Genomic DNA, 26,336 nt, shown 5'->3' with positions numbered 1-26,336 from the left:
CGGCGTCGAGCGGCGCAGGGGACGCAACGAGACCGAGGAGGAGAGAGCGGACCGCATGTGGGGGGAGCTGATCCAGGAGGTCCGCGTCGCCCAGACGGGCGTTCAGATCCTCTTCGGCTTCCTCCTCACGGTCGTGTTCACGCCGCGCTACCCGGGCCTGGACGACACGTCCCAGGTCATCTACATCGTGACGGTCGTCCTGGGCGCCTGCGCGACCGGGGCCCTCATCGGCCCCGTCTCCCTGCACCGACTGGTCTCCGGGCGAAGGGTGAAGCCGCAGGCGGTGCGGTGGGCCTCCCGGCTGACCTTCGTGGGCCTGCTCCTGCTGCTCGCCACCATGACCGCCGCGCTGCTGCTCATCCTGCGCGTGGCCACCCACGACGACTTCGTGCCCTGGCTCGTCGCGGGCGTGGTCCTGTGGTACGTGCTGTGCTGGTTCGCGCTGCCGCTGTGGACCCGGCACCGCTACACCACGCGGTGAGCGCGGCGAAGGCGGTGAGGTCCACAGCCGTGCAGCCGTCGGGAGCCGGCGCTCCTCAGCGCCCGCCCGGCCGGGCGCTCAGTGCGTGCCCCGGGCTCCGCGCAGCGCCGTGATGCAGCTGCCGATCGCCTGCTGAAGCTCCTCCAACTGCTGGACCATGTCGTCCTCGTAGAAGTCCTGGGCGTCGTCGAAGGTCAGTTCCTCGAACGCCTTCGTCGCCTTCTGGAGGCTGCTGTAGAACTTCGTGCGCTGCTCCTGCACCCGCAGCTCGGGGTCGGCCTCCACGGCCTCCACGACAAGGCTCTTCAGCGTGTCGTAGGCCTCGCTCGCCCACTCGCCGGCGTCCTCGCCCTCGTCCAGCTCGTCGATGAGCGACAGGTGGCGCTCGGCCTCCTGGCGCAGTGCGACGGGCGCGTCGACGGTCTGACCCGCGGGCGTCCTGATCTGCCCGGACTCGGCGATCTGGCGGACGTAGCCGATACGGTCGGCCGAGCGGCTCTCGCTGGCGACGGCCTTCTTCAGGTCGTCGGTGCGCACGACGTCGCGCGCCAGCTCGGTCTGCAGCTCCGGGTCCTCCTTGATGCGGTCCAGCAGCGCGGCGCGGGCCGCCCGGGCCGTGGAGGGGTCGGCGAGGATCGCCGCGCGCAGGGCCGTGGGGTTCTCCGCGACCTCCAGCGCCTTGGTCGGCCGGATGCCCTCCGCCTCGGCGGCCTCCGTGATCGCGGTGCCGCGCTCGGAGGTGGCGCTGGAGCGGGAGACGTAGTACGTCAGCCAGACGTCGGCGTCCGGCAGCTCCACCTGCTGCCCCGGGGCCAGCTCCTCGAAGTGCGGGACGAGACCGTCGTCGGCGGCCCGGTCCCAGGCCTTGTAGTAGCGCATGACGCGCTCGGGGGAGCAGCCGGCCAGTTCGGCGAACTCCTTCGCCGACACCTTCGGCGTCTCGTCCGCGCTCTGCCCGCCCGGCCGGACGCTGCGCGCCACCATCAGCCCGAAGGCCCACCCGCCGGTCCGCGCGTAGACGCCGAACTCGCGCGCGTCCCGCGCCACGAGGTCGGACAGGGGCGCGGGGGACGGGTCGGCGGACGTCTCGGACGGGTCGATCGCAAGGGTCACGGATGACTCTCCTGTACAGACTGCTGGAACACACGACTCGGGAATGCGAGCGTGCAGACCAGCAGCCTAGGGGACCCGTCGGCGACGGCCGGACAGGACCGAGCCCCCTCCCGCCGGCCGCGTCAGCCGAACGCGTCGCGCAGCGCGGGCAGCAGCGTCTTCTCCGACCAGTCCAGATACGCCGGTTGCGAGTCGCCGCCGATCTGCACCAGGGCGATTTCGGTGAACCCGGCCTCCGCGTACGGCCGTACGGCCTCGACGAAGTCGTCCGGGTCGTCCCCGCACGGAATCGAGGAGGCGACGTCGTCGGGGGTCACGAACTGGGTCGCCGACTCGAAGGAGTCCGGATGCGGCAGTTCGGAGTTCACCTTCCAGCCGCTGCCGAACCAGCGGAACTGCGCGTGCGCCCGCTTCACCGCCGTCTCCCGGTCGGGGTCGTAGCAGACCGGGAGTTGGCCCACGCGCGGTTTGCCCGAGCCGCCGTGCCGGTCGAACGCCTCCAGCAGGCCCGACTTGGGCTCGGTGGCGATCACCAGATCGGCGAGCCGGCCCGCGATCCTGCACGACTGCTCCCCCGAGACGGCGATGCCGATCTCGGGCGGCTCGTCGGGCAGGTCCCACAGTCGCGCCGACTCCACGTCGAAGTGCGTGCCGTGCCGTGTCACATGCCCGCCCTCGAAGAGCGCGCGGATGATCTCCACGGCCTCCTCGAGCATCTCGTGCCGGACGTCCACGGAGGGCCAACCACCGCCCACCACGTGCTCGTTGAGGTTCTCCCCGGAGCCCAGCCCGAGCCGGAAGCGGCCCTCCGACAGCAACTGCACCGTCGCCGCCTTCTGCGCGACGATCGCCGGGTGGTAGCGGACGGTCGGGCACGTCACGTACGTCATCAGCGGAATGCGGGACGTCGCCTGCGCGGCCGCGCCCAGCACACTCCACGCGTAGGGCGCGTGGCCCTGCGAACGCAGCCACGGAAAGTAGTGGTCCGACGTCACCGAGAAGTCGAACCCGGTCTCCTCGGCCCGTACCAGATGGTCGACCAGTTCACGAGGGCCGGCCTGTTCGGTCATCATCGTGTATCCGATTCGCACCATGCGTGCCGAGTCCCCGGCGGGCAGGGGAGGAAACCGGCGGGGCGGCGCGACAAAACCGGTCGATGGGCTTTCGGTCCACGGGGAAGGATGCGGGCATGAGTGCGCGCCCGCTGCCTTCGAGTACTCCGTCCGCCCAGGGTGTCGACGCCTCCGGCGTCCTCGCCTTCCTCGACGCCGTCGACGCGGCCGAGCACATCGAGCTGCACAGCCTGATGATCCTGCGGCACGACCACGTCGTCGCCGCCGGCTGGTGGGCGCCGTACGCCCCCGAACGCCTCCATCTGCTGTACTCGCTCAGCAAGAGCTTCACGGCCACGGCTGCCGGGTTCGCCGTCGCCGAGGGACTGATCGGACTCGACGACCCGGTGATCTCGTACTTCCCGGAGTTCGAGGCCGACATCACCGACCCGCGCAGCCGGGCGATGCGGGTGCGGCACGTGGCGTCGATGGCGAGCGGGCACGAGGACGAGACCTACGAACGGGCGGCCGCGCTGGACCCGGACGAGGTGGTCCGCGGCTTTCTGCTGCTGCCGCCGGAGCGCGACCCCGGCACGGTGTTCGCCTACAACCAGCCCGCCACCTACACCCTCGCCACGATTCTCCAGCGGGTCACCGGCCAGTCGCTCACCGACTACCTGCGGCCGCGTCTGCTTGATCCGCTCGGCATCGGCGAGGTCGCGTGGCTGACCTGGCACGGCCGCGAGCTGGGATTCAGCGGCCTGCACGGGACGACCGACGCGATCGCCCGGCTCGGCCTGCTGTACCTGCGCGAGAGCGTGTGGGAGGGGAAGCGGGTGCTGTCGCGGGAGTGGGTCGCCGAGGCGGTCCGCGCGCACGTTCCGACGGCGGGCACCACGGTAAACGCCGGGTGGCCGGACTGGGCGCAGGGGTACGGCTTCCAGTTCTGGCGGTCGCGGCACGGCTACCGGGGCGACGGGGCCTACGGCCAGTTCTGTCTCGTCCTGCCCGAGCAGGACGCCGTCATCGCCACGACGGCGGCGACCGGCGACATGCAGGGCCTGCTGGAGCTGGTCTGGCAGCACCTGCTGCCGGCGTTCCGGCCGGGGCCGTTGACCGGCCGCGAAGCCGCCGACACGGCCCTCGCCGACCGGCTGACGCGCCTCGCCCTGCCGCCGGCCCCCGGCAAGCCCGCGCCGCCGGACCGGGCAGGGGAGTGGTCGGCAGCGGAGTTCACTCCGCAGGGCGGTGTCCGCGCCGAGCAGCCGAGCCTGACCGGCGCCGCCGTCACGGCGGACGCGGACGGCTGGACGCTGACCCTCGTCGAGGAGGGCGACCGGCTGGACGTGCGCCTGGACTCCGGCGGCTGGAGCGTGGCCGAGGAGCCGGTGCCGACCGCGGTGAGCGGCGGCTGGACCGACGGCGACACCCTTGCCGTGGACATCATGTTCCTGGAGACCCCGCACCGGCTGCGGGTGACGTGCTCCCTCGCCGGGCGGACCTTCACCGCGCGCTGGGCCACCGAGCCGCTGCACGGCGGGCCGCTGCGCTCGCTGCGGGCGCCACGCCCGTCAGTCTGAGCCGGGCCGGAAGGTCTTCAGGAACGTCGTCAGGGCCTGCTGGTTCGCGGCCTTCTCCCAGTCCGCGGCGGGCGTCGACCAGCGCAGCGAGAAACCCCGGTTCCCGCCGAGGAGGAAGCCACGGCCGAACGTGCGCATGCGCGTGCCGTCGTCGTCGACGAGCCACTCCATGTCGGCCGCCTTGTATCCCTGGTACGTCGTCGCCTCGATCTCACCGATGCGCCGGAAGCCGTACGCCTGGCGCAGACCGGGCTCGACGGTGTCACGCCAGACGGCCACCGGGTCCGGGCCGAGGCGTTCGCTGTAGGTGATCGCGAGCGTGCGCGGGTCGCCGGCCGCCCCGAAGGTGATGCGGTAGGCGAGGTCGGAGCTGCGCGAGGTGTCCAGCCGCTTCCAGCCGTCGGGGAGGGCGACGGAGAAGCCCTCGGGCGCGCGGTAGACGCGGAAGCCGGCCGGCAGGGCGTCGGCGGGGGCCGTGGCGGAGGGGGAGGGAGAGGGGGCCGAGGGGCTCGGTGACGCCGCGGGGGACGACGGAGTGACGGTGGCGGTGGGCGTCGGGGCCGGCGTGTCCGTCACTCTGTCGCCGACGTCGTCGCCGGTCGGGGTCGGGGACGCGGAGGGACGGGCCTGGGCGCCGCCGGACGCCGTTTCCTCGGTGCCGGGCAGTTGGCCGGTCGCGGTGAGCGCGGCGACCGCCACCGTGACGACGGCCAGCGCCGTCCCGGCCACCATCGCCCGCCCGCTCCACGGGGGAGCGGCGAGCCGGGTGACCGCGACCGCCCGCCGCATCCGCGGCGCGGGCACCAGGTCCGGGTCCTCGTCCAGGACACGGGTGAGGGCCTGCCGCACGACCGGCCGGGTCAGCCGCTCCCGCGAGTCCTTGCGCAACAGCCCCTGCACCGTCGGGCCCAGCGGACCGGCCCGCAGCGGCGTCCGCAACGGCAGCCGGTCCACGCCCTTCAGCGTGGTCTCCGGCCGGTCCCGGTCCCGGTACGGGGGCCGCCCCTCGACCATCGTGTAGAGGATCGCGCCCAGCGCCCACAGGTCGGCCGCGGGCCCGATCCGCTCGTTCCGGGCCTGCTCGGGAGAGGCGTACGCGGGGGCCGCCAGGCGCGGAGCGAGCGTCGCGCCCGCGAGTCCGAAGCCGGTGACGACGACCGGGCCGCGCGCCCGCACGAACACCTGGCCGGGACTCAGCTCCCCGTGGGTGATGCCCTCGCCGTGCGCCGCCTCCAGCACGTCCAGCAGTTCCAGCCCGATCGCCGCCGCCCGGGAGGGCCTGAAACCGCCTTTCTGCTCGAGGAGCTGACCGAGCGGCAGCCCGTCGATCCACTCGGTGACGATCCACAGGGAACCCTCCTCCGGCACGGCGTCGAGCACCGTGGCGACCCGGCCGGGGCACACCTGCGCCATCGTCTCGGACATGCGCAGCACGCGGTCGGCGGCCTGCCCCGCGTCCTCCGCGCTCTGGCCGACGGGCAGCCCGATGCGGGTGACCAGACACGGCCGCGCATCCTCGACGTCCTCCCCGTACCAGCTGACCCGGTTCGTCTCCTGATGGACGACATCGAGGAGCCGGTACCGCCCGGCGACGAACTCGTGCGTGGAGACGTGCGCCTTGACCATGGTCATCCCTCGCTGAACCCCCGGCTGCTCACCTTTCCCAGTGGTACGACCGCCGAGAGGGGATCCGTTCAAGGGATCGGCAACTCCGTTGCGATTCCTGTCTTTCATTCAAGAACGCCGAGCATATGTGCGAGGAAAACAAATTACCGGGGGTCGTCCTGCGGTGTAACCAGCGGTAAACGCCTCTGAGGTGCCTTCGGACGAGCCCTCCGACGGGAGCCGTCAATTTCCCGGCGGAGGCCTCAGGGAAGATTTTTCCTTTCTCACCGCAGCCCGAATTGCTCGACCCAGGACGACATGTCCGTCGTCGTCGCATTGCCGCCGCAGACGACCAGTCCCAGCCGGGCCCCGTCCCCGACCCGCTCCAGGACGCGCCGGGCCGCCGGAAGCAGACACCCGGCGGCCGGCTCGGTCCACACCTTGGCGTGCTCGGCGAGCTCCACACAACCCCGCACCGCCTCCCGGTCCGGCACCACGAGCACCTCGGTCACCAGCGCGGACACATGGTCGTACGTCAGCTGCGAGACCGCGGGCGCGCTGAGCGTGGAGGAGATGGACGACAGCTTCACCGGCACCGGCCCGCCCGCAGCCAGCGCCTCGGACATGGCCTCCGCGCCCTCGGTCTCCACGCCCCAGACCCGCACGCCCGGCCGGCGGTCCCGCAGGGCCGCCGCGACACCGGAGATCAGCCCGCCGCCCCCGACGCTGACCAGGACGTCCGTCAACTCCCCGGCGTCGGCGGCGAACTCCAGCCCGACCGTACCCTGACCGGCGACGACCACCGGATCGTCGAAGGGATGGAGCAGCGTCAGCCCCTCGTCCCGCAACCGGGTCACCAGCGAGAAGGCGGTGTCCATGCCGTCCGTCAGCCGTACCGACGCGCCGGCCTCCTCGGCGAGCTGCACGGCCCGGACGGGCGCCGAACGCGGCATGACCACCGTGGCCTTGACGTCGAGGGCGGCGGCCATGACCGCCACGGCGATCCCGTGGTTCCCGCCGCTGACCGCCACCACGCCGGCCGCCCGCTCGGCCTCGCCGAGCGAGAGCAGCTTCGCGGTGGCTCCGCGCGCCTTGAAGGAGCCGGTGCGCTGGAGCAACTCCAGCTTGACGGTGACGGGGGCGCCGAGCAGCGTGGAGAGCCCGGGGCTGGGGAGAGTCGGGGTGCGGACGACGTGCCCGGCGATCCGCTCCGCCGCGGCTTCGATGTCCGAGATGCCGATCAAGACGACCACCTTTCCGGCACGCCCGTCCCGGCGCACCGCTTCGCACCCTGTCGTGCGGCGCGGTCAAGGTCAACTGCGGGCAGGGCAACAGGGAGCGTGGCCAGCGAGGCCGAGGCACCGTCAGGGATCGCGCCGCACCGGAAACAGGGGGCCGACGGAGCGTCAGGCGCCGAAGAGCTGTGTCCAGTACGTGCCCGCCGGGCCGCCGCCCGCGAAGCCGACGCCGATGTGGGTGAAGGCGGGTCTGAGGATGTTGGCGCGGTGACCGGGGCTGTTCATCCAGCCCTCCACCACCTCCGCGGGGGAACGCTGGCCGCAGGCGATGTTCTCGCCGATCGTCCGCCGGGTGGACCCCGCCGCCGCGGCGCGGTCCCACGGCTGGCCGCCCTCGGGCGAGGTATGGGAGTAGAAGGAGCGCGCCACCATGTCCGCGCTGTGCGCCCGCGCGGCCGTGGCGAGCAGCGGGTCGACGGCGAGCGGGCGCAGTCCGGACCGCGCCCGCTCCCGGTTGGTGAGGTCGACGACCTCCGCCTCCGTCCGGGCCAGCCCGCCCGGTGTGAGCGGGCTCGCCCACAGGGCGGTCCAGTACATGTCGCCGGAGCGCTCGTCCCTGACCTGCGCGAGGCCGACGTGTGTGAACACCGGGTCCTGGAGCGTGCGCCGGGGCCGGTCGGTGCGCAGGCAGTACGCGACGAACGCGGCGGGTGTGCGGGGCCCGGAGACCAGGTGCTCGCCCACGGCGAGGTACTGGAATCCGGCGGCCGTGACTCGCTGGTGGACCGAGACGCCGTCCCGTCCTTCGCCGCCGAGCCGCCCGGCCGCGGCCATGGCGGCGGCATGCGACCGGGCCGCGGAGACCAGCCGGGCGTCGAGGGAGACGGGAGGGGAACCGGCCGTGGCCCGCGCGGGGTTGACCAGCGAGAGGAAGTCGTCCGGGTCGGGGGCGGCGGTCGGGGTGGAGGGCTGTACGAAGAGGGTGGGGGCGGAGGGCTGTGCGGGAGCGGGGCGGGACGGCGGCGTGGGTTCGTCCTCCACGACGTCCACCCCGAAGTCCCGTGCCAGGCCCGCCAGGCCGTCCGCGTACCCCTGCCCGAGCGCCCGCAGCTTCCATCCTCCGCCTCGTCGGTAGACCTCCGCCAGCAGCAGGACCGTCTCCTGTTGTGCGGGTGGGGGCGCGAACCGGGCGAGCGGGCGGCCGCGCGGGTCGGTGACATGGAGGGTGGGGGCGGGCAGGCGGGCCAGTGGGGTGCCCGGCTCGGCGGCGCTGACCACCACCGTGACGCGGGTGGCGCCGGCCCGCAGGCCGGCCGGGTCCAGCGTGAGCGTGTCGCCCTGGAGCCGGGCTCCCGGGGCCGTCGGCTGGTTGTAGAACACGAAGTCGCCGTCGCCCCGGACCTTGCCGCTGTCGTCCGTGACCAGCGCGCTGACGTCGAAGGGGCCGGGCACCCGGACGGCCAGGGCGCCGCCCGGGAGGGGCGTGTTGCCCCCGGGGACCAACTCGTTCATCCTGCCACCCTGGTGTCGTCGTCCCGGCCCCGTGGGGCCTGGGGGTCTGTCCGGAGAACGGCCGACAAGGCCGGCGGGTTCCCGCCGCTGCCGGCCCCCGCCGGCCCGTCCGCCGGTTGCGAGGTCAGGTGCGCCGTCCCACGGCAGCGATGTCCTCGGCCCGCTCGTAGGGCAGCACCACACCCCTGCGTGCCCCCGCTGCCGTCCCGCAGAACGCGGACTCCAGCGTGCGGAGCATCGCGTTGTGCACGCGCGCGTTGTTGGAGGCGTTCGCGAGCGCGGTCAGACTGCGCCGCCCGTCCTGCGACGTGAACGCGTACGTGTAGTAGCCCTGTACGGCACCCGTGTGCCCGTACACGGACACCCCGCAGGACAGGTCGCGGCGTCGCAGCCCCAGCCCGTACGCCTGCTTGGTGCCCGCCGGGACCCACCGGCGCATCTGCTTCAGCCCCGTGGCGGACATCAGCCGGCCCCGCTGCAGTGACGACAGGAAGGTGTTGACGTCCCGCGCGCTGGAGATGAGCGCGCCCGCGCTCTGCGCCCAGGACACGGTCTGCCTGGTCGCGTCGACCAGGGCCGTGGCGGGGGCGTCGGGGGTGAGATAACCGCGGCTGTGGCGGCCGGGGATCTGGGTGTCCGGGTGGACGTAGAAGGTGTCGCGCAGCTTCAGCGGCTCGATGATCCGGTTCTGGTACTCGGTGCGCACGGGGTGGCGGGTGAGCGTCTCGATGAGCATGCCCGCCACGACGAAGTTGGTGTTGGAGTAGGAGTAGGCGCCGCCGGGGGCCGTGGTGCGCGCGTGGCGCAGTGAGCGGTCCACCAGCTGACGGTAGGTGAAGACCTTGGTGCGGACGGCCTCGAAGCCGGAGACGCTGCTCGCGAACAGGTCGTCGGTGTAGTCGTACAGGCCGCTGCGGTGGCTGAGCACATGCCGGACCGTGATCCGGTCGTCGGGCAGGAGCCCCGGCAGGTACCGGTTGACCGGCGCGTCCAGGCTGAGTCTGCCCTCGTCGGCGAGTTGCAGCAGGACGACGGCGGAGAAGGTCTTGGTGACGCTGCCGATGCGGAAGCGGTCGGCGGTAGTCAGCGCCCGGCCCGTCCCCCGGTCGGCGACTCCTACGGCCACCTGGTGGACCGTGCCCTGGTCGTCGAGGCGCGCCATCGCGCCGGGCGCACCCTGGCTCAGCGCCGTACGGAGACTGCTCCGCAGGCCCGCGAGGTCGGGCTTCGCCAGCGCGACGGAGGCCGCGGCGGGGCGCGGTTCCGGGGAAGCGGCATGGGCCGGAACCGTCAGGAGGGACAGCAGTGCCACCCCGAGCGCCGCACTCCTGCGCACCGCCTGTGAGCTCCTCCTTCCCCGTCTCCGCCGGTCGTCCGCTGATGCGAGATCGGTCACATTCACCCCAGGCAACCTTCTTCCGTTCCGTCACATCTCCACAGCCGACGCACAGATGGCCACTCGCTGATCACTGTGCGACGGGGTCGGCCAAAGTATTGCGGCGGGAGCGGTCGAAAGCGACGATTTCCGCTTTACATGGACATGTCTCACCCGTAAGGGTGCGGTTCCAGGGGTCCGACCAGCCCCCTTGGCGCCCAACGGCGCCATGTCCCAAGGCGGTTGCGCAGCCGCGAACCGCCGGAACGCAGAAGGAATCCTCACCAGTGCGGAGAGCACACATACGCAGCCTGGCGGTCGCCGTCGCCGTGACCACGGCCGCCACGGGCCTGACGGGCACGGCCTTCGCGGCCCCGCCCGCGGGGGAGGCCCACGCCACCGCCACGACCGCCTCCCCGGCGACCTCCGTGGTGAAGGCGGCCCGCGCCGCCGCCTTCGCCCACGCCCCGGCGACCGGCGTCGGCCGGGGTGACGACCTGCAGGCCCAGGACGTGATGATCGACCCGGAGGGCGCACGTCACGTCCGGTTCGTCCGGACCCACCAGGGGATGCCCGTCCTCGGCGGCGACCTCGTCGTCCACCTCACCGAGCGGCTCACGTACGCGGGTGTCACCCGGGCCGCCGACCACACCGTCGCCCCGGCCGTCACCCGCGCGAAGCTGACGGCCCGCCAGGCCGAGGAGAAGGCCGCCGCCGTCGCCGAGGGCGAGGCGGAGAGCGCCGAACTCGTCGTGGACGCCCGGGGCGGCGCCGGCGCCCTCGCCTACCAGGTCCGTGTGACCGGCAGCGACACCACCGAGGCCGGCGGCTCCCGCACGGTCGTCGTCGACGCCCTCACCGGCACGGTCCGCAGCAACGTGCCCGACAGTGACGAGTTCCTCTCACCGCACCTCATCGACGCGCTGCGCGAGCGCGGCGAGACGCTCGACCCGGCCACCGGCACCGCCCCGCAGTCCGCCGGCCTCACCGCGGCACCCTCGGCCGGGGCCGCCGCCCGCTACCCGTCCACGGCCACCGGAACCGGCACCTCCCTCTTCGCCGGCAAGGTCCCGCTCACCACGACCCGCACCGCGCGCACCAGCTACCTGCTCAAGGACCCCACACACTGGGGCACCGAGACACGCGACGCGAAGAACCAGGAACTGGAGAACTTCGCCCGCGGCAGGACGTTCACCAGCACCACCAACAAGTGGGGCAACGGCGCCGTCTCCAGCCGCGCCAGCGCCGCCGTCGACGCCCAGTACGGCATCACCAAGACCCTCGACTTCTACAAGAAGTCCTTCGGCCGCAAGGGCATCGCGAACAACGGCAAGGGCGCCCGCGCCATGGTCCACTTCGGCGACAAGGTCGCCAACGCCTTCTGGGACCCGGCCTGCGTCTGCATGCTGTACGGCGACGGCGACGGCCAGATGATCAAGAAGCCGCTCGTCGTCCTCGACGTCACCGGCCACGAGCTCACCCACGGCGTCGTCGACGCGACCGCCCGCCTGGAGCCCACGTACGTCGACGCGCAGGGCAACCAGTACGGCGAGCCCGGCTCCCTGAACGAGTCGCTCGCCGACATCTTCGGCGCCAACGTCGAGTTCAGCACCGACAACCCCAAGAACCCGCCGAACTACCTGATCGGCGAGAAGCTCGGCCTCGACCAGAAGTTCCTGCGCCGCCTGGACAAGCCCTCCCTCGACAAGCTCGAAGGCGCCATCGACTACTGGTCACCGGCCACGCGCGACGCCGAGGTCCACGCCGGCTCCGGCGTCTCCTCGCACGCGTACTACCTGCTCGCCGAGGGCAGCGGCCGCAAGACGATCCGCGGGGTCGCCTACGACTCGCAGACCTACGACGGCGTTCCCGTCAAGGGCATCGGCCGCGCCAAGGCCACCGCGATCTTCTACCGCGCCCTGACCCGCTACATGGTCTCCTCGACCGACTTCCACGACGCGCGCGTCGCGACGCTGAAGGCGGCGAAGGACCTCTACGGCGCAGCCGGCACGGAGTACAAGACGGTCAACCGGGCCTGGGCCGCCGTCAACGTGACCGCCGCGAACACGCCGGCCGGCGGGCGCTGACGCCGGGACGACAGGGGGTGCGCCCGCGCCGGGAGCCCGGGCGCACCCCCGTCGACCGGTTCCGGCTCCGGTGCCGCGGCGATTGCGGGGCGGGCCCCTCAGCTGTGCAGCGACCGCGTCCAGTCCGCCGGCACGCGTCCCGCCGGACCCGGCGCCGGCTGGTCCGCCGGGTGGCTGACCGGCGGCGCCAGCTCGGGTCCGGACTCGTACAGCTCGTCGTTGTCGTAGTCCCAGAACCACTCCTCACCCGGCTCGAAGCTGCGCACCAGGGGATGCCCGGTGGCCCTCCAGTGGGCCGTGGCGTGCTGGGCGGGGGAGGAGTCGCAACAGCCGATGTGGCCGCAGGCCGCGCAGCGCCGCAGGTGGAACCACCAGCCGCCGACCGCGTCGCAGTCGACGCAGCCGGTACCGCTGGGCGGGACGGTCGGGTCGATTCCGGTGGCGTCGGTCATACGGGCTCCTCGGCGGTCTCGGGTTCCGGTGCGGTCTCGGACTCGGGGGCGGTCAGCGGCAGGAGGACCTGGAAGCGGGTGTCGCCCGGCACCGACTCGACCTGGAGGCTGCCGTGGTGCTTGTTGACCACGATCCGCCAGGAGATGTCCAGGCCCAGCCCGGTGCCCTCACCCACCGGCTTGGTGGTGAAGAAGGGGTCGAAGATACGGCTGCGGATGTCCGCGGGGATGCCGGGGCCGGTGTCGCGGAACTCCACCAGCAGCCGGTCGCCCTCCCGCGCCGTCCGGACCGTCAACGTGCCCTCTCCACCGGTGCTGTTGATGGCGAAGACCGCGTTGTCGACCAGGTTCGTCCACACCTGGTTGAGCTCCGCCGGGTAGGCCGGGACCGGCGGGACCGTGCGGTCGTAGTCCTTGACGACCTCGATGCGCTGCCCGATCTTCCCGGACAGCATCAGCAGGGTGCTGTCGACGAGTTCGTGCACGTCGACCACCCGGTAGGGGGCGCGGTCGAGCTGCGAGTACTGCTTGGCGGCGTCGACGAGGTGCGAGATCCGGTTGGTGGAGTCGTCGATCTCGTCCATCAACAGCTCGGTCTCGACCGTGTAGTTGAGCCACCCGATCGCCCCCGGCAGGATGTCCGCGTCCACGGCCGCCGCGACCTGCTCGAGCCAGTCCACGTCGAGCCCGGCCTGCACGAAGGTCGGCGCGATCCGCCAGCCCTCCGGGATGCCGTGGTCGTCGAGCCAGTCGGTGAGCTCGTCCTCCCGGTCCGAGGCCTCCAGCGGGCTCAACGCCGGTGCCTTGGCGACCCGTTCGGCCGTGCGCTCCTGGATCTCGATGAGCTCGGCGAGGGCCTCGGGGGAGTAGGGGCCCTGGGCGATGACGGCGAGCTTGTGCCGCATCTTCGCCACCCGCTCCCGCAGCGTCGCGGTGGCCCGCACGGCCGCCGCCGCGGGGTTGTTGAGCTCGTGCGTGAGCCCCGCCGACAACGAGCCCAGGGCGAGCAGCCGTTCCCGCTGCCCGATGGCCCGCTGGGTGTTCTTCGAACCGAAGAAGAGCCCCTCCAGCAGATGGGCGGCCATCGGGAACCACTCCTGCATGATGTCCGCGAACGACTGCGCGGGCAGCACGAAGAAGCGCGTCGGCTCCGTCACCCGCATCGAGTTGTTGTAGACCTGCGGCACCCGGTCCCCGAGGTACGCCTGCATGGCCCCCGCGTACACCCCGCGCTGCGAGGTGCGGCTGACCTCGACGTCGTCGCCGCCGACCCGGCGGTACAGCACGACCGTGCCCTCGATCATCACGTAGAAGCAGGTCGCCGGATCACCCTCGGTGTACACGGGCCCGGTCTCGAACCGCTCCACCCGCCCCTCGGCGCACAACCGCCCGAGCTGCTCCGGGGAGAGCTTCTCGAACAGGAACAGGGAGCCGACCTCCTGCGGGCTGCACGGCAGCAGCTGCCCGCTCACGACTGCTCCAGATACCGGTGGACGAGCATCACGGCCATGGCTCCCTCTCCGACGGCGGACGCGACCCGCTTGGCGGACTCGGCACGGGCGTCGCCCGCCACGAACACGCCGGGAATGTTGGTCTCCAGGTGGTACGGCGGCCGGTCCAGCTCCCAGCCCACGGGCGGCCGTCCGTCGGGGGTGAGGTCGGGCCCGGCGAGGATGAACCCGTTGTCGTCGCGCAGGACCGTCCTGTCCAGCCAGTCGGTCAGCGGCGCCGCGCCGATGAACACGAACAGCCACTGCGCGTCGACGCGTTCGGTGTGTCCGGTCTGTGTGTCGCGCAGCGTCAGCTGCTCCAGATGGCCGTCGCCGTGCGCGGACTCGACGACCGTCGTGGGGCGCACGAAGATGTTGGGCGCCTCGTCGATCTGCTGGATCAGGTAGTACGACATGGACGCCGACAGGTCCGGCCCGCGCACCAGCAGCGTCACCGACTTGGCGCCCCGCGCCAGGTACATGGCCGCCTGCCCCGCGGAGTTGGCGCCGCCGACGATGTACACGTCGTGGCCCTGGCAGGAGGGCGCCTCGGTCAGCGCCGACCCGTAGAACACCCCGCAGCCGGTCAGTTCGGTGGTGCCGGGCGCCTGGAGCTGCCGGTACGACACGCCGGTCGCCAGGATCACGCTGTGCGCGGCGATCGCCGAGCCGTCGGAGAACCGTACGACGCGCGCGGCGCCGTTGACCTCCAGTCCCGTGACCTCGCGCGCGGAAAGGATCTCGGCGCCGAACTTGGTGGCCTGACGGCGGGCCCGGTCGGTGAGCTGCGCGCCGGACACGCCGTCCGGGAAGCCGAGGTAGTTCTCGATCCGGGAGCTCTGCCCGGCCTGCCCGCCGGTCGCCGACCGCTCCACCAGCACCGTGCGCAGCCCCTCGGAGGCGCCGTACACGGCCGCGCCGAGCCCGGCCGGGCCGCCGCCGATCACCACGAGGTCGTAGAAATCGGCGGTCGGCGTCGTCGCCAGCCCCACGCGGGCGGCCAGTTCCGGCGCGTCCGGCTCGACCAGTGGTGTCCCCTCCGGGGTGATCACCAGCGGCAGCCTCTGCCCGTCCGCCCCGGCCGCCGCCAGCAGCCGGCGCCCCTCGGGCTCGTCGGCGGAGTACCAGCGGTACGGCACCTGGTTGCGGGCCAGGAACTCCCGCACCTCCGAGGAGCGCGCCGACCACCGGTGCCCGACCACCTTCGTGCTGGGCACCGGCCGGTAGTCGCTGGTGCGCCACGCCGCGAGGAGGTCGTCCAGGACCGGGTAGAGCTTCTCCTCGGGTGGGTCCCACGGCTTGAGCAGGTAGTGGTCGAGGTCGACGACGTTGATCGCGTCGATGGCCGCGTTGGTGTCGGCGTACGCGGTGAGCAGCACGCGCCGTGCGCCCGGGTACACGTCCAGGGCCTGTTCGAGGAACTCGATGCCGTTCATCTGCGGCATGCGGTAGTCGGCGAGGATCACGGCCACCAGGTCCCCGCGCAGCTTCAGCTCGCGCAGCGCCTCCAGCGCGGACTCGCCGGACTCCGCGCGCACGATTCGGTACGAGGCGCCGTAGCGGCGCCGCAGGTCTCGGGCGACGGCGCGGGAGACCCCCGGGTCGTCGTCCACGGTCAGGATGACGGTCCGCGCTGTTTCGGCGGCCTGTGCCATACGTTTCCACCCCGAGTGGTTCCGGCTCGCGACACGGCGAATCCCGCGCCGGCTCCGCCCATCGTATGTTTGATCGGCCCGACTCGCGCCGGGAGGCGGGAGGCAGTGCGCTCACGGCACACGCCAGGGCACGCGGAGGCAGACGCGACCGGGATCGGGGGTCAGCCCTGCCGCGCGCCCAGCACGCAGAACTCGTTGCCCTCGGGGTCGGCCAGCGTCACCCAGGTCTGCTCGCCCTGCCCCACGTCCGCGTGCCGGGCCCCCAGGGCCAGCAGCCGCTCGACCTCGGCGCGCTGGTCGTCGGGGCGGAAGTCCAGATGCAGCCGGTTCTTGACCGTCTTGGCATCCTTCACCCGTACGAAGAGCAGACCCGGGAGCTTGTCCGGTGCGGGGCGGATCTCGTACTCGTCGGTCCCCTCGTCGACCGTGACCCAGCCGAGGGCCTCCGCCCACCAGCGGCCCAGGGCGACCGGGTCGGCCGCGTCGACGATTACCTGTTCCCATTCCAAGGTCATGACGGGCAGCGTAGTGAAGACTGAGGGCAGAAGGATCGCATTTTCTTACGACCAGGGAGGCAGCGGGATGACGGGCCCGATCACGGCAGGGGTCGACGGGACGGACGAGAGCCGCGCGGCGCTCGCCTGGGCGGCCCGGGAGGCCGTCCGGCGGGACCTGGCGCTGCGGGTGGTGCACGCCTGGCGGTTCCAGTCGGCCGCGGCGGCCGAGGTGGCGGGCCGGGACGATCAGGAACGGTGGGTGCGGGAATCCGTCCAGGAGGCCGTCGCGGCCGTCGCCGAGCGGCACCCCGGGCTGACGATCACCACCGACGTCCTGGAGGGCGACGCGGTGGAGACGCTGGTCGCCGCCCTGGCGGAGTCGCAGATGCTGGTCCTCGGTTCACGCGGGCACGGCGCCGTCGTCGGGTTCCTGCTGGGCTCCGTCGGACAGCAGGTGATCGCCGAGGCCACCCGCCCGGTGGTCCTGGTCCGCGCCGGTGACCAGCCCAGTACCGAGGTGGCCGGGCACGAGATCGTCGTCGGCCAGCAGGGTGCCCCCGAGGACAGCGCCCCCGCCCTGCGGTTCGCGTTCGAGACGGCCGCCGCCCGCGGCGCCACCGTCCGCGCCGTCCGCGCCTGGACGCTGCCGCCGGTGTTCGCCTACAGCCCCGCCTCGCTCAAGCTCCTCGACGACGCCGGCGGCCTGGAGCCGTACGAGAGGCAGGCGCTGGCCGCGGCCCTGGAGCCGTGGCGGAAGCGTTTCCCGGACGTGCCGGTCGTCGAGCACGTGGAGATCGGCAGCGCGGGGCAGGTGCTGCTGTCGGTGTCGGGGCGGGCCCAGTTGATGGTCGTCGGCCGCCGAGCCCACCGCACCGCGGTCGGCGCCCGGATCGGCTCGGTGGCGCACGGCATGCTGCACCACGCCGACTGCCCGGTCGCCGTCGTCCCGCACGCCTGACTCACTCCGGCAGGGTCGGCTCCAGCGTCTCCCGCGCCTTGGGCAGGATCTTCTCGATGTAGTCCTTGACGGCCGTGTCCAGCCCGATGTCGTGCTGCGCCCGCTCCGACAGGTACCAGCGATGTTCGAGGAGTTCGTGGTAGATCTCCGCCGGGTCCATGGAGCCGCGCAGCTCGACCGGCACGGCCCGCACGGTCGGCCGGAACACGTCGCGCACCCACCGGTGCGCGAGCACCTCGGGGCGGGCGGCGAGGGGGTCGCCGGGCGCGTAGTCGTCCTGGGTCGCCATCCAGCTCTCCAGGTCGTTCAGCAGCCGTCTCGCCTGGTTCTCCTCGGTGTCCAGGCCGGTCAGGCGCAGCAGCTGCCGCTGGTGGTGGCCCGCGTCGACGACCTTGGGCACGAAGGTGACCGTGTCGCCGTTGGAGGAGTGCTCGATCTGCATCTCCGCCACGTCGAAGCCGAGGTCGTTGAGCCGGCGGATCCGGCGCTCGATGTAGTGGTACTTGCCCGCGGGGTAGACGGAGGTGCGGGTCAGCTCCTGCCACAGGCTCTGGTAGCGGGCGCAGATCTCCATGCCGAACTCGACCGGGTCCACCGACGGGTGCAGCGCCCCGGACGCCTCCAGGTCGAGCAGCTCGCCGCTGATGTTCACCCGGGCGAGTTCGAGGTCGTAGTCGCGCTGCCCGTTGCTCAGCTGCGGGTGCAGGTCGCCGGTCTCGGCGTCGACGAGGTAGGCGGCGTAGGCGCCCGCGTCGCGCCGGAAGAGCGTGTTGGACAGCGAGCAGTCGCCCCACGCGAACCCGGCCAGGTGCAGCCGTACCAGCAGCACGGCGAGGGCGTCCATCAGCCGGTGCATGGTGGCCGGCCGCATGGTCGTCTCGAACATCGACCGGTACGGCATCGAGCCGCCCAGATGCCGGGTGACCAGCACGGACTCCAGTGGATCGCCCGCGCTGTCGGTGCGCCCGGTGACCACGGCCAGCGGGTCGACGGCCGGGATGCCGATCCGGTCGAGGTCGCGCAGCAGCTCGTACTCGCGCAGCGCCGGGCGCTCGGCCAGCTCCTTGACGGCGATCACCTCGTCGCCGGCGCGGGCGTAGCGCACCACGTGCCGGGAGATGCCCCGGGGCAGCGGCACGAGGACCTCCTCGGGCCACTGCTCCAGGGGCACGTGCCAGGGCAGCTCCAGCAGGAGGGCCGGGTGCTCCGGGTTGGTGGCGCTGATCTGCAAAGCCATGGCCTGACCTTAGACGGCCCGTTCCCGTGCCCGCTGCGCCGCCTCCCGCACGGAGCCCCGGTGCACCGGCCCGTGGCCGGGCAGCAGGACGTCCGCGTCCAGTTCCTCGATCGTGTCCAGGGACGCCACCGCGCGGGCGCGCTCGTGGTGGAACATGTCGGGCAGCAGCTGCGGCCCCTGCACCCGGGAGGTGCGGTGGCCACTGACCAGCGCGTCGCCGGAGACGACGATCCCGGCCTCCGGGAGATGGAAGACGGCGTGGCCGTCCGTGTGGCCGGGGGTGTGCACGGGCACGGGCCGGCCGGGCAGGTCCAGTGGGCCGGTGGCGGCCGGGAAGGGCTCCGGAGCGGTGACCGGGTGCTGCTCGGTGCCGCCGGACTGCAGCACGTGCACCATCCACGGCAGCACACCCGGACGCCAGACGTTCCTCAGCACCTCGCCGACGGTCACCTGCTGGAGGAACTCCCGCCGGGCGTGGGGGACTTCGGCCGGATGGAGGTAGACGGGCGTGCCGTACGTCGCGCGCAGGTGCTCGGCGGAGCCCAGGTGGTCGTTGTGGGCGTGGGTGATCAGCACCGCCGCGACCGCCTCGGGTGAACTGCCCACCGCCGCGAGGGAGTCCAGGACGAGCTGCCGGTCCCCCGGGTACCCGGTGTCGATGAGGGTGACGGCGTCCCCCTCGGTGAGGATGACCCAGTTGGTGTTGCTGCCGTGCACCAGATAGGTGCCGTCCGCCACTTGCTGTACGTCTGCCCGCATCGCTGTCCCGTGGGGGTGAGGTCCGTGCCCGACGGGGACAGCAAAGCAGATCAGGACGGGGGCGCGGGCGGCGGGGCGGTGCGCATGCCGAACAGGAACCTCGTCACCGGCGTCCGGCGCACCAGGAACTCGTACACCAGGAGCGTCGCCGCCAGCGAAGCGGTCACGATCGCCGCGTACTTGACGGCGATCGGCGCGCTCCAGCCGACCACGCCGTAGGCGAACGCGACGACGACCGGCTGGTGGAGCACGTACAACGGCAGCGCGGCGACGACGAGATAGCCGAGGACGGGACCGCCGCGGCCCCGGCCGACCGGCGCCGGACGCCGTCGGGCACGGCGCCTGTCCAGCAGGCCCAGGATCGCCACGACCCAGCACCAGCCCGCCGCGCTGAACAGCGCGCGGGTGAGCAGCGCGAGCGGTGTCCGGTCGGTGAACGGGTCGTCCGCCGCCGAGAATCCGGGCGCGGTCGCCAGGAAGAGGACCAGCCCGGCGACACCGACCGGCACGGCCAGGCGACGCATGCCGGCGCGGCTGCGCTCGTCGTCGGCGAGGGCGTAGCCGTAGAGGAAGAACAGCAGGTACGTCCAGCGGTTCCAGCCGGCGAAGCCTTCCTCCATGCCGAGCAGGACATTGAGCAGGGCCAGCGGGAGGGCGGGCAGCAGCAGGAGGGCCGGGCGGTCCGCGAGAGCGGAGGCGGCGCGTTCGCCGGCCGTCGCCACCGGCCCCGCAACCGCCGCGACCAGCAGGCAGAAGACGAGCAGGAGCACCACGAACCACAGATGGCCGGTCTCGAAGTGCTCCCCGTCGAGGACGAAGGGGAAGTCGGCAAGGTCCAGGTGGACGTCGAAGAAGCGGAGCCAGAAGTGCCCGTACGACTCGTCGTAGGCGGGGTCGGCGGCGCGCTGCCGCAGCCACTGCGGGAGCGGGTCGAGGGCGACCGTGGCGAAGACCAGCGGGACGCCCAGGCGCAGCAGACGCTCGCGGGCGAAGCCGCCGGGGCCGCGCCGGCGGACCGAGTGGCGTGCGCCGAGCCCTGCGACCAGGAACAGCATCGGCATCGCCCAGACCACGCCGAGACCGGCGACGACGGTCACGGCCTCGGTCGTGTCGGCGTTCTTGACGTAGAAGTCGTCGTCCGGGGAGAAGACCAGCGCGGCGTGGAAGAAGACCAGGCCCACCACGACCAGGGCACGCAGCACGTCCAGTTCCGTACGCCGGGATGCGGTCTCGGGCCGGTCGGGCACGGACACGTGCTCCGGTGGGTTCGTCATGGGGGCAACGTACGTACCCCCGAGGGGTACGTAAACGCGGAATGCACACCCCTCATTCGTCTGCCGTCATGTGTCCCTACTGCACGCCCCGCGGGCGGAACTGGATGCTGATGCGCGGGCCGGCGGCACGCGTCGACTTGGGGACGCAGTGCTCCCAGGTCCGCTGGCAGGAGCCGCCCATCACGATCAGATCGCCGTGTCCCAGCGGGCGCCGCACGCTGCTGCCGCCGCCGTGCGCCGGGCGCAGAAGCAGATCGCGGGGCGCGCCCACCGAGAGGATGGCGACCATGGTGTCCTCGTGGGCGCCCCGGCCGATCCGGTCTCCGTGCCAGGCCACGCTGTCCCGTCCGTCGCGGTAGAAGCACAGGCCGGCGGTGACGAAGGGCTCGCCCAGCTCGTCGGCGTAGTGCGCGCCGAGGGCGTCGCGGGCCTCTGCCAGGACCGGGTGGGGCAGCTCGCGGTCCGCGTCGTAGAAGGCGAGCAGCCGGGGGACGTCGACCGTGTGGTCGTACATCTTCCGGCGCTCCGCGCGCCACGGCACCTCGGTCGCCAGCTGTTCGAACAGCAGGTCCGAGCCCGTGAGCCAGCCCGGCAGCACGTCGATCCAGGCGCCCGAGCCCAGCACGGTCCGGCGCATCCCGTCGAGCGGGCCGAGCTGCACCTCGTCGGTCTGGTCGAAGAGGGAGCCCTGCAGGTGCCTGGTCATGGGTTCAGCGTAACTCTGAAATCGAAAGTATGTTCCCGGGAGTGGGCTCGCGGCGGGCTCGGGCGAAGACTCTTTCGATACATCGGTGTATCGGATACATTCGCGTATCGAACGGAGGTCCGAGATGGCGACGGAGCAGACGGCCGGGCGCGTCACCAGACGCCGCGTGCGCACGCGCGCCAACCTGCTCGACGCCGCCTTCGAGGTGTTCGCCGCGAAGGGCTTCGGGCGGGTCTCCATCGAGGAGGTCTGCGAGGCCGCCGGCTACAGCCGGGGCGCCTTCTACTCCAACTTCGACAGCCTGGACGAGCTGTTCTTCGCGCTCTACCGGCAGCGCGCGGACCTGATCGCCCGGCAGGTCGCCGACGCGCTCGCCGGCGACGGTCCGGACCTCGACGTGCCCGCCTCCGTGGACCGGGTCACCGAGGTGCTGCTCCTCGACCTCGACTGGCTGCTGGTGAAGACGGACTTCCTGGTGCACGCCGCCCGTGACCCGGCCGTGGCGCAGTCCCTGCTGGAACACCGGGCCCGGCTGCGCGGGGCGATCGCCGACCGGCTCGCCCGCGCCCGCGGCCACACCCCACTGCCCGCCGTACTCGGCGACGCCGACGCCGCCGCCCGCGCGGTGGTCGCCGCGTACGACGGGGTCACCACCCAGCTGCTGCTGGACAAGGACGTGGACGGCGCCCGCGCCTGGCTCAAGCAGCTGCTCACCGCGCTGCTGACCGACGGCAGCGCAAGCCGGACGCACAGCTGAACGACACCTTCAGGAGAAAGGGCAACGGTCGCCATGGACGCGGACGTCATCGTCGTCGGAGCGGGCCTCGCCGGCCTGGTCGCGGCGCACGAACTCACCAGCAGGGGCAGGCGGGTCGCCCTGGTCGACCAGGAGAACGCCGCCAACCTCGGCGGCCAGGCGTTCTGGTCCTTCGGCGGGCTGTTCCTCGTCGACTCGCCCGAGCAGCGGCGCCTGGGCGTCAAGGACTCGTTCGACCTCGCCTGGAGCGACTGGCAGGGCAGCGCGCAGTTCGACCGCACCGACGACGAGGACTCCTGGGCGGTGCGCTGGGCGCGCGCCTACGTCGAGTTCGCGGCGGGGGAGAAGCGGTCCTGGCTGGCCGGGCACGGCATCACCTTCCTGCCGACCGTCGGCTGGGCCGAGCGCGGTGACCTGCGCGCCGACGGGCACGGCAACTCCGTACCCCGCTTCCACATCGCCTGGGGCACGGGAACCGGCGTCGTCGAACCGTTCGCCCGCCACGCCAAGCAGGCCGCCCGCGACGGGCTGCTGACCTTCTACCACCGCCACCGGGTCGACGAACTGGTCCTCCAGGACGGCGCCGCCCGCGGTGTGCGCGGCACGGTTCTCGCGCCCGACGACTCGCCGCGCGGTGTGGCCTCCAACCGCGACCGCGCCGGCGACTTCGAGCTGACCGCCCAGGCCGTGATCGTCACCAGCGGCGGCATCGGCGCCAACCACGAGATGGTCCGCCGGTACTGGCCGGAGCGCCTGGGCACCCCGCCCGCCGAGATGGTCACCGGCGTCCCGGCCTACGTCGACGGCCGCATGCTCGACATCAGCGCCGGCGCCGGCGTCCGCCTGGTCAACCGGGACCGCATGTGGCACTACACCGAGGGCGTCCAGAACTGGGACTCCATCTGGCCGGGCCACGGCATCCGCATCCTGGCCGGCCCGTCCTCGATGTGGTTCGACGCCCTCGGCCGCCGTCTGCCCGACCCCTGCCTGCCGGGCTACGACACCCTCGGGACGCTCAAGCACCTGCGCACCACCGAGGACCTCGCGGGCCACGACCACTCCTGGTTCGTCCTCACCCGGAAGATCGTCGAGAAGGAGTTCGCGCTGTCGGGCTCCGAGCAGAACCCCGACATCACCGCCAAGGACCGCAAGTCCTTCCTGCGCGACCGCATCCTCGGCAAGGGCGCTCCCGGCCCGGTGCAGGCCTTCCTCGACCACGGCGCGGACTTCGTCGTCGCCGACACCCTCGACCGGCTCGTCGAGAAGATGAACGCCCTGACCGAGAAGCCGCTGCTCGACGCCGAGGAACTGCGCCGCCGGATCCGGGCCCGCGACCTCCAGATCGCCAACCCCTACGCCAAGGACGCCCAGGTACAGGGCATCCGCAACGCCCGCCGCTACATCGGCGACCGCCTCGGCCGCGTCGCCACCCCGCACCGCATCCTCGACCCCGAGGCCGGCCCGCTGATCGCCGTCAAGCTGCACGTGCTCACCCGCAAGACCCTCGGCGGCATCCAGACCGACCTCGACTCGCGCGCCCTGGGCGCCGACGGCCGGCCGATCGAGGGCCTGTACGCGGCGGGCGAGGTCGCCGGCTTCGGCGGTGGCGGCGTCCACGGCTACAACGCCCTCGAGGGCACCTTCCTCGGCGGCTGCCTGTTCTCCGGGCGCGCGGCGGGACGGGCGGCCGCGCGGCAGACGGGCTGAGCTCGGGCGGGCCGAGAGCTCGGACAGGCCGGGCTCTCAGCCCAGGAGGCGGACCAGGACAGCGGCGTGACTGCGCTCCGGCTCCTTCGCGGCCGTCAGCAGGGTCACCTGTCCTTCGTCCGCCAACTCACGGACGTGATCGAGGAGTTCGGCCGCCTCCGGGGCGGCCAGCTCCGCCTCGTACCGGCGGGCGAACTCCTCGTACGAGCCCTCGCCCGCGTGGTACCAACGGCGCAGCTCGGTCGACGGGGTCAGGCCCTTGGGCCACTCGTCGACCCGGGCCGCGTCCTTGGCGAGGCCCCGCGGCCACAGCCGGTCGACCAGGACGCGGACACCGTCCTCGGGCTCGGGCGGTTCGTAGACGCGGCGCACGCGGACGCTCACGGGCGGGCCTTCCTCGGGGCGGCGGGTGGTGCCGGGAGCGTACTGCCGACCACCGCGCCGCACGGTGGGCGACGCGGCGGAACGTGACCTGATGGAGGGTCAATCCGGTCCGATGGGTGCCTACTGTGAGCACGTTCGCTCACACGCCACCCCCAAGGAGCGCACGTGACACACCCCCACAGACGCCCCGCCCTCCTCGCGACCGTACCCGTCGCCGTGGCGGCGCTGCTCACCGCGGCCGACCCCGCTCTCGCGGCCGGCCCGGTGGGCAGCTCCGGCGTCGGTGACCCCTACTTCCCCCTCGCCGGCAACGGCGGCTACCACGTCGACCACTACGACCTGACCCTCCGTTACGACCCGGGCAGCCGTCACCTCGACGGCCAGGCCGTGCTCACCGCCCGCGCCACCCAGCGCCTCACCCGGTTCGACCTCGACCTGCACGGGCTGAAGGTCACCGGCCTGACGGTGGACCGCGCCCGGGCCGAGCACCGGAGCGACGGCCAGGAACTCGTCATCACCCCGCGCCGCGCCCTGCGCAAGGGCCAGCAGTTCCGGATCACGGTCACCTACTCCGGCACCCCCGGCCCGGTCACCGACCCCGACGGCTCCCTGGACGGCTGGATCCCCACCGACGACGGCGCGTTCGTCGCCGCCGAGCCGCAGGGCGCCATGACCTGGTTCCCCGCCAACAACCACCCCACCGACAAGTCCTCCTACGACTTCACGATCACCGTCCCCGAAGGACGCACGGCGGTCGCCAACGGCGTCCTCCTCGGCCGGCGCACCGAGGCCGGGAAGACCACCTTCCGCTGGCGCCAGGCGGAACCCATGGCCGCCTACCTCGCCACGGCGACCATCGGGAAGTTCCAGGTCGAGCAGTTCACGACCCGCGACGGCATCAAGGTCTACAACGCCGTCGACCCCCGTGAGGCGACCGCCGCCGCGCCCGTCCTCGAACAGCTCCCGTCCGTCCTGGAGTGGGAGAGCCGGCTGTTCGGCCCCTACCCGTTCCGCGCCGCCGGGTCGATCGTCGACCGCGCCCCGCAGGTCGGCTACGCGCTGGAGACCCAGACCCGGCCCGTGTACGACCGCGCACCCCGACTGAGCACCCTCGTCCACGAGAGCGCCCACCAGTGGTTCGGCGACTCCGTCTCCCTCACCTCCTGGAAGGACATCTGGCTCAACGAGGGCTTCGCCGTCTACACGGAGTGGCTCTACGCCGAGCAGCACGGCGGCGACAGCGCCCGGCAGACCTTCGACGGGCTGTACGCCCTCCCGGCGAGCGACCCCGTGTGGGCCTTCCCGCCCGGCGACCCCGGCAGTGGCGCCCACATCTTCGGCACCCCCGTCTACGCCCGCGGCGCCATGACCCTGCACGCCCTGCGCACCGCCGTCGGCGACCACGCCTTCTTCCGCATCCTGCGCGCCTGGGCCTCGGAACACCGCCACGGCAACGGCACCACCGCCCAGTTCGAGCGCCTGGCGGAGCGACTGTCCGGCAAGGAACTGAGCAGGCTGTTCCAGACCTGGCTGTACGCTCGGGGCAAGCCCAACCAGCCGTAAGAACCTGACCAGTTCCTCACACCTCTCGGCCAGGGTCGACCCATGATCACGCACCGTGCCCGTGCCGCGCTGCTCGCCGCGTCCCTCCTGCTCACCGGATGCGGCGGCGCTGCGGCCTCCTCCAGCCAGCGAGCCACCGCCTCGTCCGACACCGCATCCACCGCCACCCCCTCGGCGCCCGGTCTGCCCGCGCCCGAGATGTCCGTGCAGTCGGCCCCGCGGCACATCCCCGGCCTCGGCCCCGAGACCCTGGCCGACATACCCGCCTCGGCACGCCAGGTCGTCGTGGCGACGGGACAGGACCGCGACTCCCCCCTCTCCACGGTGGTCCTGTACCACCGCTTCGAGACCGGCTGGAAGGCCGGCCCCGCCTGGCCCGCCCACAACGCGCTGCGCGGCTGGACCGACCACCACACGGCCGGCGACCTGCGCTCACCCATCGGCGTCTACGGCCTCACCGACGCCGGCGGACGGCTGCGCGACCCCGGCACCCGGCTGCCGTACGACCAGTCGTCCGGCGGTTTCGACTCGCCCGGCACCGGCTTCGAGGGCGAGCCGCTCGACGGGTCCTTCGACTACGTGATCGCCATCAACTACAACCGCAAACCCGGCACTTCGCCGCTGGACTGGACCCGTCCGCTGGGTGCGAAGCGCGGTGGCGGGATCTGGCTCCACGTCGATCACGGCGGACCCACCCACGGCTGCGTGAGCATCGCCGAGCAGCACATGAAGGAGCTGCTCCGCGCCCTCGACCCCGCCCTCCACCCGGTTGTCGTCATGGGCGACCATGCCTCCCTGGCCCGCTGAACGAACCGCTGAACCAACCCGCCGGCCGCATCCGCCGGACCGAATCC

The 26,336-nt window shown here is 72.6% G+C and carries 23 protein-coding genes; 8 read left to right on the top strand and 15 right to left on the bottom strand.

From position 1 onward, the window contains the following. Window positions 1-55 precede the first annotated feature (55 nt). The gene (locus tag IE263_RS36420; protein ID WP_229911367.1) at window positions 56-481 is read left to right on the top strand and encodes a DUF6328 family protein; all 426 of its coding nucleotides are present in this window, start codon (window positions 56-58) and stop codon (window positions 479-481) included. A 78-nt stretch (window positions 482-559) separates the two neighbouring features. Here the strand turns inward: IE263_RS36420 and IE263_RS36415 are convergent, their stop codons facing one another. Together IE263_RS36415 and IE263_RS36410 are read right to left on the bottom strand one after the other, a co-directional pair. After that, window positions 560-1,594, bottom strand: a complete 1,035-nt coding sequence (locus IE263_RS36415; protein WP_189942343.1) for a hypothetical protein — start codon at window positions 1,592-1,594, stop codon at window positions 560-562. A 122-nt stretch (window positions 1,595-1,716) separates the two neighbouring features. After that, on the bottom strand, window positions 1,717-2,688 hold the full coding sequence (locus tag IE263_RS36410; RefSeq protein ID WP_189942342.1) for an LLM class F420-dependent oxidoreductase: 972 nt from the start codon (window positions 2,686-2,688) through the stop codon (window positions 1,717-1,719). A 95-nt stretch (window positions 2,689-2,783) separates the two neighbouring features. Here IE263_RS36410 and IE263_RS36405 point away from each other — a divergent pair, with 95 nt between their 5' ends. Continuing rightward, entirely contained in the window at window positions 2,784-4,226 is a 1,443-nt protein-coding gene (locus tag IE263_RS36405) for a serine hydrolase domain-containing protein (protein ID WP_189942341.1), read from the top strand. Here IE263_RS36405 and IE263_RS36400 read toward each other — a convergent pair. The 4 genes from IE263_RS36400 to IE263_RS36385 form a co-directional block, all read right to left on the bottom strand. After that, window positions 4,218-5,858: a serine/threonine protein kinase gene (locus tag IE263_RS36400; RefSeq protein WP_189942340.1), complete on the bottom strand. Its 1,641-nt coding sequence runs from the start codon at window positions 5,856-5,858 to the stop codon at window positions 4,218-4,220. The two genes, IE263_RS36405 and IE263_RS36400, sit on opposite strands and share 9 nt — an antisense overlap. A 257-nt stretch (window positions 5,859-6,115) precedes the next feature. Further along, window positions 6,116-7,075 (bottom strand): threonine/serine dehydratase family protein, encoded by a 960-nt coding sequence (locus IE263_RS36395; protein WP_189942339.1) that lies wholly within the window; start codon window positions 7,073-7,075, stop codon window positions 6,116-6,118. Between the two features lie 162 nt (window positions 7,076-7,237). Further along, window positions 7,238-8,581 carry a CAP domain-containing protein gene (locus IE263_RS36390; RefSeq protein ID WP_189942338.1) on the bottom strand — a complete coding sequence of 448 codons (1,344 nt, stop codon included), beginning with the start codon at window positions 8,579-8,581 and terminating at the stop codon, window positions 7,238-7,240. A 124-nt stretch (window positions 8,582-8,705) separates the two neighbouring features. Beyond that, entirely contained in the window at window positions 8,706-9,917 is a 1,212-nt protein-coding gene (locus IE263_RS36385; RefSeq protein WP_189942337.1) for a serine hydrolase domain-containing protein, read from the bottom strand. A 326-nt stretch (window positions 9,918-10,243) separates the two neighbouring features. On the opposite strand from IE263_RS36385, the gene IE263_RS36380 reads away from it, so the two are divergent. Beyond that, entirely contained in the window at window positions 10,244-12,043 is a 1,800-nt protein-coding gene (locus IE263_RS36380) for a M4 family metallopeptidase (protein WP_189942336.1), read from the top strand. Between the two features lie 98 nt (window positions 12,044-12,141). On the opposite strand, the gene IE263_RS36375 is transcribed toward IE263_RS36380, so the two are convergent. The 4 genes from IE263_RS36375 to IE263_RS36360 all read right to left on the bottom strand — a co-directional run bounded on the left by IE263_RS36375 (window position 12,142) and on the right by IE263_RS36360 (window position 16,155). After that, a complete protein-coding gene (locus tag IE263_RS36375) occupies window positions 12,142-12,495 on the bottom strand; it encodes a UBP-type zinc finger domain-containing protein (RefSeq protein WP_189942335.1) in 354 nt (117 codons plus the stop codon). Continuing rightward, on the bottom strand, window positions 12,492-13,967 hold the full coding sequence (locus tag IE263_RS36370; protein ID WP_189942334.1) for an ATP-binding protein: 1,476 nt from the start codon (window positions 13,965-13,967) through the stop codon (window positions 12,492-12,494). Before IE263_RS36370 ends, IE263_RS36375 begins: the two co-directional genes overlap by 4 nt. After that, window positions 13,964-15,640, bottom strand: coding sequence for an NAD(P)/FAD-dependent oxidoreductase (locus IE263_RS36365; RefSeq protein ID WP_189942333.1), 1,677 nt, complete (start codon window positions 15,638-15,640; stop codon window positions 13,964-13,966). The genes IE263_RS36370 and IE263_RS36365 overlap by 4 nt, the downstream gene beginning before the upstream one ends. Before the next feature lie 161 nt (window positions 15,641-15,801). Then, on the bottom strand, window positions 15,802-16,155 hold the full coding sequence (locus IE263_RS36360) for a VOC family protein (protein ID WP_189942332.1): 354 nt from the start codon (window positions 16,153-16,155) through the stop codon (window positions 15,802-15,804). A gap of 67 nt (window positions 16,156-16,222) precedes the next feature. On the opposite strand from IE263_RS36360, the gene IE263_RS36355 reads away from it, so the two are divergent. Beyond that, complete coding sequence (locus IE263_RS36355; protein WP_189942331.1) at window positions 16,223-17,095, top strand: universal stress protein; 873 nt, start codon at window positions 16,223-16,225, stop codon at window positions 17,093-17,095. A 1-nt stretch (window position 17,096) separates the two neighbouring features. On the opposite strand, the gene IE263_RS36350 is transcribed toward IE263_RS36355, so the two are convergent. The 4 genes from IE263_RS36350 to IE263_RS36335 form a co-directional block, all read right to left on the bottom strand. After that, window positions 17,097-18,332, bottom strand: a complete 1,236-nt coding sequence (locus IE263_RS36350; protein WP_189942330.1) for a DUF4032 domain-containing protein — start codon at window positions 18,330-18,332, stop codon at window positions 17,097-17,099. 9 nt (window positions 18,333-18,341) lie between these two features. Beyond that, entirely contained in the window at window positions 18,342-19,091 is a 750-nt protein-coding gene (locus IE263_RS36345; protein ID WP_189942329.1) for an MBL fold metallo-hydrolase, read from the bottom strand. A gap of 50 nt (window positions 19,092-19,141) precedes the next feature. Then, window positions 19,142-20,365, bottom strand: coding sequence for an acyltransferase family protein (locus tag IE263_RS36340; protein ID WP_189942328.1), 1,224 nt, complete (start codon window positions 20,363-20,365; stop codon window positions 19,142-19,144). 76 nt (window positions 20,366-20,441) lie between these two features. After that, window positions 20,442-21,071, bottom strand: coding sequence for an alpha-ketoglutarate-dependent dioxygenase AlkB (locus IE263_RS36335; protein ID WP_189942327.1), 630 nt, complete (start codon window positions 21,069-21,071; stop codon window positions 20,442-20,444). A gap of 124 nt (window positions 21,072-21,195) precedes the next feature. Here IE263_RS36335 and IE263_RS36330 point away from each other — a divergent pair, with 124 nt between their 5' ends. Continuing rightward, window positions 21,196-21,828 carry a TetR/AcrR family transcriptional regulator gene (locus IE263_RS36330; RefSeq protein WP_189942326.1) on the top strand — a complete coding sequence of 211 codons (633 nt, stop codon included), beginning with the start codon at window positions 21,196-21,198 and terminating at the stop codon, window positions 21,826-21,828. Between the two features lie 33 nt (window positions 21,829-21,861). Next, window positions 21,862-23,535: an FAD-binding dehydrogenase gene (locus IE263_RS36325; RefSeq protein WP_189942325.1), complete on the top strand. Its 1,674-nt coding sequence runs from the start codon at window positions 21,862-21,864 to the stop codon at window positions 23,533-23,535. A 36-nt stretch (window positions 23,536-23,571) separates the two neighbouring features. Here the strand turns inward: IE263_RS36325 and IE263_RS36320 are convergent, their stop codons facing one another. After that, complete coding sequence (locus IE263_RS36320; RefSeq protein WP_189942324.1) at window positions 23,572-23,919, bottom strand: DUF488 domain-containing protein; 348 nt, start codon at window positions 23,917-23,919, stop codon at window positions 23,572-23,574. 165 nt (window positions 23,920-24,084) lie between these two features. On the opposite strand from IE263_RS36320, the gene IE263_RS36315 reads away from it, so the two are divergent. Both IE263_RS36315 and IE263_RS36310 read left to right on the top strand, forming a co-directional pair. Beyond that, window positions 24,085-25,482, top strand: a complete 1,398-nt coding sequence (locus tag IE263_RS36315) for a M1 family metallopeptidase (RefSeq protein ID WP_189942323.1) — start codon at window positions 24,085-24,087, stop codon at window positions 25,480-25,482. Window positions 25,483-25,524: 42 nt separating this feature from the next. Beyond that, window positions 25,525-26,289, top strand: coding sequence for a L,D-transpeptidase family protein (locus IE263_RS36310; protein WP_189942322.1), 765 nt, complete (start codon window positions 25,525-25,527; stop codon window positions 26,287-26,289). Window positions 26,290-26,336: the final 47 nt, after the last annotated feature.

Source organism: Streptomyces aurantiogriseus (assembly GCF_014649375.1).
Lineage (GTDB): Bacteria > Actinomycetota > Actinomycetes > Streptomycetales > Streptomycetaceae > Streptomyces > Streptomyces aurantiogriseus.
Note: the sequence above shows the minus strand (reverse complement) of the source record. Positions and strands in the feature narration are given on the sequence as shown.